Origin of the sequence: Pseudomonas sp. R62, from assembly GCF_000257605.1 — a bacterium.
GTDB classification, from domain to species: Bacteria; Pseudomonadota; Gammaproteobacteria; order Pseudomonadales; family Pseudomonadaceae; genus Aquipseudomonas; species Aquipseudomonas atacamensis.
The window spans coordinates 856,943-863,889 of sequence record NZ_JH635999.1 but is presented as its reverse complement, the minus strand read 5'-3'; the positions used below and the strand labels follow the sequence as shown (position 1 = coordinate 863,889).

The window sequence follows — 6,947 nt, the reverse complement described above, 5'->3', positions numbered from 1 at the left end:
TGCCCAAAAGCCGGGGGCATGACGCCGCACAAACCGCTCCCATCAAAGCTGCCAGCGAGATCGCCGCTTTCCGCCTGACAGTCATCTTCATGCTGACGGTCATTCTGGCGTTTCTCGGCGTGGAGGGATGGCGAACCTGGCGTGACTATCATGCAGCCTTCTCGTCGGCGCGTGATTCGGTCACCAACCTCGCGCGGGCAACCGCGCAACACGCCGAAGACGCCATCCGCCAGGTCGATGTGCTGACCGCCGCCCTGGGCGAGCGCGTCGAAGGTGATGGCCTGCAAAACATCGACGTACCGCGCATCCACAACTTACTGGTCCAGCAAGCCAAATTAATGCCGCAGTTGCATGGACTGTTTATCTACGGCCCGGACGGCAAATGGATTGTCACCGACAAGGAAATGATCCCGGACCCGGCGAACAATGCCGATCGCGACTACTTCCAATATCACCGCGCCAACACTGATCGAAACGTGCGTATCGGTGATGTCGTCAAGAGCAAATCCACAGACGACCTGATTATCCCGATTTCCCGCCGCTTGAATAACCCGGACGGCTCCTTCGCCGGCGTGCTGCTGGGGACGATCAAGGTCAGTTATTTCGTCGACTACTACGGCGATTTCAAGATCGACGACAAGGGTGCCCTGGTGCTGGCGCTGCGCAACGGCACCATCCTCGTGCGTCGTCCCTTCATCGCTTCGGTCATCGGTCAGAGCCTCGCCGACAGTGAGGTGTTCAAGAACTACCTGCCCTTTTCCAGTCAGGGGATCGCCGAGGTCCGAGCGGTCGTCGACGGCACCCAGCGTCTGTATGGTTACAGAGCTTTGAGCACCTACCCGCTGGTGGTCGAAACCGGCCTTTCCCGCGAATCGATCATTGCGCCGTGGCGCTGGGACCTGATCAAAACCGGTTTCGTGTTGATGTCGGTGATTACCGCGTTCACGGTCTTCGGACTGATCGTCTTGAGGCAACTGCGTCAACGGATCGTGATGGAAAAGGACTTGCGGCGTGCACATCAGGCCATGAAGGACATGGCCTTGACCGACAGCCTGACCGGGCTGGCCAACCGTCGGCGACTGGACACTGCCTTGATTGACGAAATTCGCCTGGCCAGACGCCAGGGTTCGTCGATCTCACTGATCATGATCGATGTCGATCACTTCAAGCTCTACAACGACAGCTACGGGCACGCGGCAGGTGACGATTGCCTGAGCGCCGTCGGCCAAGCGATTGCGCAAGCAGTAAAACGGCCGGGTGATCTGGCCGTGCGTTATGGCGGCGAGGAGTTTTCCGTGTTGCTGCCCAACACCGATATTCGCGGGGCGGCGCTTGTGGCGCAGGAAATTCTTGAGGCCATTCGCTCCTTGCGGATGGAGCACAAAGCCCATCCGCTGGGTCACGTCACCGCCAGCGCAGGTATTGCGGTTGGCAAACCGGCCGAACAAGAAGTGAGCCCCGCCACCCTTATCGAGTCGGCTGACAAACTGCTTTATGCCGCGAAGCAGAAAGGCAGGGATCGCTACTGTATCGGCGAGGAAGTGCTCGGCGCCTAGCCACCGTTCCTCAACGGCAGCGCAGCATCACGGCAGCGCGAACCCGCTGTACGCCAAACACCGTCATGCGCAGAAATTCCTGGTGACTGACCGGCAAGTGTTGGCAGTCCAGGCCGCGCTTGAGTTTGCTGTGATCGACATCAGGATCGTGCAGGTAGACGAAGTCCTCGTCACACCCGGTGATGATGACCCAATGCGGCGCTTTCAAGCGGGTGAATCGGTAGCTGCTGATCAGCACCAGCGGTTTGTATCCGGCCGCCAACGCAGCGCCGATCTGCAGATAATCACCCAGCACCTGCTCGACTTGCGTGGCCGCCAGGTCTTGGGCAAAGCCGTCCTCGACCAGTTTCATGATCGCTTTCTTCTCCGTGCTGCGTACGCCGTGAAGAAAAAGCGAGCCCGCGTGACTGACCTCAAGGCGCACATCGAAACCGCGCCGCCAGGCCGCCAATGCCAGACCCTGAGGACTACAGCCACCGTGCCCCGCCGTCATGAAAATGGTGGTTGCCTCGCGCCACAGCTGGATTTCCTCCGCTCGGGTCATGGCGCGGCTCGAATCGATGGCAGACATGGCCATCAGCAAGCACGCGGCGCCGCAGGTGAACTCGGTGGTCTGCTGGTAATACGGCACTTGGCGCGCGGGCGCTGGTGTTTCGCGCAGGATGCGTTTCTCGTAGCGCAACGCCTCGCAGTGGTCCTCGTAGTAGTCCTCGACGCTGGCAAAGCGCTGATAGCCGTTGGCTTCGTAGAGGCGGATGGCAGCGCTGTTGTCAGCGCGCACCTCCAGACGCAGCCATGCGCAGTTGCGCGCCAATGCGCAGGCCTGGGCCTGTTCCAGCAGACGCTGGCCAAGCTCATGCCCGCGCCACGCAGGCCTGACGGCAATCGAATACAGGCGTCCGAGTGAGGTGCCTCGGTGAAAAAGCACCAGTGCATAACCGCAGAGGATTGCGCCCGAGGTAACGACAATCAACGCGGCATTCGCTCGACTGAGCATCCAGCTGAAGTTGCGCTGATTCAACCGGTCGAGGGTAAAACACACCCGCTCCAATTCGACCAGATCGTCGATATCGTCAGTGGATGCAAAGCGAAAATCAAAAGACATGACCGCACCGTAAAGTTTGAGTAACGAACCGGGACAGACCGAAAGGCCCGTGATTTATTGAAGCGGCGTCTTCTTCAACAGGGATTCATTACTCATGTCAGCGGTGCAAGCCAACGTGAACGAAGTATTAGACAAAACCGAGCATTCGACAATCTCCCTCAGCGAGGAACCTCCCAGTCCCAAACCCTCGGGAAGTCGATTGCTCATACTGGTCGAACGCAAGGATGACTGGGCTGATTACCTGCCCAGCGAGAGCCTGATGCTGGCTCAGGATTACCTTGAACACAGCGACGATTTTCCTCATCGCACCCAAGTCATCAACCTCTGCCGCAATTACAAATACCTCGGTCAGGGCTATTACTGCTCATTGCTGGCCGAAGCGCGCGGACACAAGGTTTTCCCCTCGGTACGCACCGTCAGCGAGCTGGCGCGCAAAGCGCTTTACGGGGTCGGGCTGAATGATCTGCAACGAACCCTGGAGCGGGCGCTGGCGAACCACCCGTACGGCGAAACCGAGGCCTTCACGCTGTCGCTGTACTTCGGCAAGGCCTCGATCGAGCCGCTGCAAGAGATCGGCCGTCAGCTGTTCGAGGCGTTCCCCTGCCCTATCCTGCTGGTGGAATTCCGCCGTGGTGAGACCTGGCAGATCGCAGGCATCAAGGCCGGGGCGCTGCACAAGCTTCGCGACGAACAGCAGCATGTCTTCGCTGACGCACTGGATGCCTTCAATCGCAGAACGTGGCGTCAGCCGGCCTCCAAACGTGTGGCCCGCTACGACCTGGCCATCCTCCATGATCCTGACGAAGCCCTGCCGCCTTCTAATCCCGAGGCATTGCAGCGTTTCATCGCTGCGGGCGAACAGCTGGGTATCGATGTCGAGTTGATCGAGAAAAAAGACTACGCGCGTCTTGCTGAATTCGACGCGCTGTTCATTCGCGAAACCACGCGAGTGGATGATCACACCTATCGGTTTGCCAAGAAGGCTGAAAGCGAAGGCCTCGTGGTGATTGACGATCCGTCGTCGATCCTGCGCTGCACCAACAAGGTTTATCTGGCAGATTTGCTGAAGCGTCGCGGGCTGGGCATGCCGGCAACGGAAATACTCTACAAGGATCGTCCGCAGGAGCTCGAAAACGCAGGGCGTCGCCTCGGTTTTCCCTTGGTATTGAAAATCCCCGATGGCTGTTTTTCACGGGGTGTGATCAAGGTCGCCGATGCACAAGCGCTGGCCACTGCCGCACAGGAGTTATTCGAACACTCGGTGCTGCTGCTGGCGCAGGAGTATTGCTACACCGAATACGATTGGCGCGTCGGCGTGCTCAATGGCGAAGCGCTGTATGCCTGTAGATACTTCATGTCCAAGGGGCATTGGCAGATTTACAACCACAAGGCGCTGCCCGGCGAGATCAACGGGATGTGCGAGGCGGTGCCCATCGAGCAAGCCCCGCCCGCAGTCGTGCAGCTCGCCGTACAGACGGCGCGGCTGATCGGCGACGGCCTCTACGGCGTCGACCTCAAGCAGGCGGGCGATCGGGTCCTGGTCATCGAAGTGAACGACAACCCCAACCTCGATGCGGGTATCGAAGACGCGGTGCTGGGCGACGAACTTTATCGGCGCGTGCTGCAAGCGTTCACGCAAAGGCTCGAGCGCAAACACCGTGGCCAAGCGTGGTGAGCAATGATTGAAGGCTATTGCATTGATTGCGGTGCACTGCACGGGACATCTGAAGACCAGGCGACTGTCTGGCTGTGTGTCGCCCCCGACGCAGCCGAGCAACTGGATCTGCACATACGCCTGGGCATCGGCGCACAAGCGATAGAGTCGTCGCTGGACCCAGATGAAGTGGCCCGCATCGAGGTCAAGCCTGATCACCTGTTTATGATCTGGAAGCGCCCGGAAAGCTTCGACGGGCGCGCATTCAACGTTTCGTCCTTCGGCGTGGTGCTGAGCGAAAAACGCTTGGTGGTCATCTGCGCGAGCAACTCGCTGCTTTCGGGGCTGGAGCACGATGCGCAAATGACCGGGACGCTGGACGTGCTGATGGCGTTACTCGCTGAAAGCGTTCATCACTATCTCGGGCATTTGCGCGTGGTCAAACAGATCGCGCGGGAGATTCAACAGCAGTTCACCCGGGCGATGGACAATCAGCAATTGGCGCAGATGTACAACTTGAGCGAAAGCCTCGTGTACTACGTCAATGCGATTCAAAGTAACGGAGCGGTGCTGACGCTGCTGCGCAACCACGGGCAGCGTCAGGGCTTCAGCGACAGTCAACTGGCTGCGCTGAATGATCTGATCGTGGAAAACGAACAAAGCTTCCAGCAGGCCAGAATTCACGCCAAGGTGTTTGCCAACCTCATCGAATCCCACGGCAACCTTGCCAACAACAGCATGAACCGGGCCCTGCGCAAGCTGACGCTGATCAATGTCGTATTCCTTCCCTTGAACCTGATCGCCGGCATCGGTGGCATGTCGGAGTTCAGCATGATGACATCCGGCGTTCCGTGGTGGATGTCTTTTCCCGTGCTGATCGCCTGCATGGGCTTCGTGGGTGCGGGCATGGTGCTGGTATTGCGGCGCATGGCCTGAATCCAGAGCACATTCTGCTAACGCCTGCGCCGCATCCGAAGGTCAATTGGTCCGGCTGACCACCCGGATATGCGTAATCCCTACCCGCTCAGCCTGCTCGAGAATCTGCTCTGGCGTCGAATCCGCCGTGGGCATGACCAGGCTGTTTTCGGCATCGCCCAGATGCAATTCGAGCAGATGCATCGCCGCGTCGTGCTCGGCCAGTTGCGCTTCCTTGAGCTCGAGCAGATAAGTACGAGGCTCGCCATTGAAACGGTATTCGATGTGATAGGTGTACATGATGTCGTCCGCGTCGGTGGGAAAAGGCAGTGTTTATCCTGACGCGACGGTCAGCTTTTAGTTCAACCTGACTGCCATTTTGCGTTTGCAAACAAACTTTTTGCGCAGCGAAGCGTCCTCTTCTTAACTCTCCATAACAGCTGATCACAGCTAAGGACTGGCAATGACCTTTTTCATCTTCCTTCTCGCCTGTGCGGCGGCGGCAACCACTGGCGTGATGTTCAAACCCGGCCCGTGGTACGAATCGCTGACCAAACCCTCTTTCACCCCGCCCAACTGGGCCTTTCCCGTAGCGTGGACGATCATCTACCTGCTGCTGGCCTGGGCCGGTTATCGCTTGAGCCTGATCCCCGGCAGCCAAACGGTGCTGGCTTTGTGGGCCGCACAGATCGCCCTGAACACGCTGTGGACGCCGGTGTTCTTCGGCGCGCATCAGGTGCTGGCGGCGCTGGTGATTCTGGCGGTGCTGTGGGTGGTGGTCGCCGTGATGGTGGTACTCGCACTGCAACTGGACGTGGTCACCGGATTGATTCTGTTCCCGTATCTGGCGTGGCTATGCGTCGCGGCGGCGCTGAACGCCTCGATCCTGATGAAGAATCGCCTGTGAGCGACTTTCCATGGCCGCAAGGCGAGCGCGAACTGGCGCAGGTTCGCGCGTTCAACAAAAAGCTCGCCTGGCTGCCGCGTTTCAAGATTCGCAATCGCCTCACCCCACGGCTGATTCAGGCGTTGCTGCGGGCGGGTCAGCTCGGCGGCGCTGGCAAGCTGCGCCAGCATGGGCTGAGCGCCGAACGCAAGATCATCGACACGGTGCCCGTGCGCATCATCCGCCCCAAGGGCAAAACCAGAGGCGTGGTGCTGGATTTCCATGGTGGCGGCTGGGTGATCGGCAATGCGCAGATGAACGACAACTTCAACATCGCCATCGTCAACACCTGCGACGTGGCGGTGGTGTCGGTTGATTATCGGCTGGCCGTGACGACGCCGATCGAGGGCTTGCTGGAAGACTGTCTGCGCGCCACTCACGGCATCTTGAACGATGGCGAATTTGCCGGGCTGCCCATGGTTGTCGTCGGTGAATCGGCCGGTGGGCATCTGGCGGCGGCCACCCTGCTCGCGCTCAAATCTTCGCCGCAACTGCTGCAACGGATCTGCGGCGCGCTGCTGTATTACGGCGTCTACGACCTGACCGGCACACCCAGCGTGCGCACCGCGCCCGCCGAAACTCTGGTGCTCGACGGCCCCGGCATGGTCGAAGCGTTGCGCCTGCTCACTCCGGATATCAGCGACGAACAACGACGCCAGCCACCGCTGTCACCGCTGTATGGCGATTTCAGCGGGCTGCCGCCAGCGCTACTGTTTGCCGGCGACCTCGATCCGCTGCTGGATGACACGCGGCTCATCGCCGAGCGCTGGC

Annotated in this window: 7 protein-coding genes; 5 read left to right on the top strand and 2 right to left on the bottom strand. The window is 59.7% G+C overall.

What is annotated here, in order from left to right; genetic code table 11:
- Positions 1–89 precede the first annotated feature (89 nt).
- Entirely contained in the window at positions 90–1,556 is a 1,467-nt protein-coding gene (locus tag OQK_RS22295) for a sensor domain-containing diguanylate cyclase (protein WP_157221925.1), read from the top strand.
- Between the two features lie 10 nt (positions 1,557–1,566).
- Here the strand turns inward: OQK_RS22295 and OQK_RS22290 are convergent, their stop codons facing one another.
- Complete coding sequence (locus tag OQK_RS22290; protein WP_016774357.1) at positions 1,567–2,661, bottom strand: GNAT family N-acetyltransferase/peptidase C39 family protein; 1,095 nt, start codon at positions 2,659–2,661, stop codon at positions 1,567–1,569.
- A 94-nt stretch (positions 2,662–2,755) separates the two neighbouring features.
- On the opposite strand from OQK_RS22290, the gene OQK_RS22285 reads away from it, so the two are divergent.
- Positions 2,756–4,336, top strand: a complete 1,581-nt coding sequence (locus OQK_RS22285; RefSeq protein WP_016774356.1) for a RimK family protein — start codon at positions 2,756–2,758, stop codon at positions 4,334–4,336.
- A gap of 3 nt (positions 4,337–4,339) precedes the next feature.
- Positions 4,340–5,251: a magnesium transporter CorA family protein gene (locus OQK_RS22280; RefSeq protein WP_016774355.1), complete on the top strand. Its 912-nt coding sequence runs from the start codon at positions 4,340–4,342 to the stop codon at positions 5,249–5,251.
- Between the two features lie 42 nt (positions 5,252–5,293).
- Here OQK_RS22280 and OQK_RS22275 read toward each other — a convergent pair whose 3' ends face one another.
- Positions 5,294–5,530, bottom strand: coding sequence for a hypothetical protein (locus OQK_RS22275; RefSeq protein WP_016774354.1), 237 nt, complete (start codon positions 5,528–5,530; stop codon positions 5,294–5,296).
- Positions 5,531–5,693: 163 nt separating this feature from the next.
- On the opposite strand from OQK_RS22275, the gene tspO reads away from it, so the two are divergent.
- Together tspO and OQK_RS22265 are read left to right on the top strand one after the other, a co-directional pair.
- Complete coding sequence (gene tspO / locus OQK_RS22270; RefSeq protein WP_016774353.1) at positions 5,694–6,137, top strand: tryptophan-rich sensory protein TspO; 444 nt, start codon at positions 5,694–5,696, stop codon at positions 6,135–6,137.
- The coding region (locus OQK_RS22265; protein WP_038862063.1) for an alpha/beta hydrolase fold domain-containing protein at positions 6,134–6,947 on the top strand (814 nt) is incomplete at its 3' end. The genes tspO and OQK_RS22265, both read left to right, overlap by 4 nt.

Bases quoted from the DNA above. Each gene is read 5' to 3' on its own strand.
- OQK_RS22295 (WP_157221925.1), top strand. From the start codon at position 90: ATGCTGACGGTCATTCTGGCGTTTCTCGGCGTGGAGGGATGGCGAACC.
- OQK_RS22290 (WP_016774357.1), bottom strand. From the start codon at position 2,661: ATGTCTTTTGATTTTCGCTTTGCATCCACTGACGATATCGACGATCTG.
- OQK_RS22285 (WP_016774356.1), top strand. From the start codon at position 2,756: ATGTCAGCGGTGCAAGCCAACGTGAACGAAGTATTAGACAAAACCGAG.
- OQK_RS22280 (WP_016774355.1), top strand. From the start codon at position 4,340: ATGATTGAAGGCTATTGCATTGATTGCGGTGCACTGCACGGGACATCT.
- OQK_RS22275 (WP_016774354.1), bottom strand. From the start codon at position 5,530: ATGTACACCTATCACATCGAATACCGTTTCAATGGCGAGCCTCGTACT.
- tspO (WP_016774353.1), top strand. From the start codon at position 5,694: ATGACCTTTTTCATCTTCCTTCTCGCCTGTGCGGCGGCGGCAACCACT.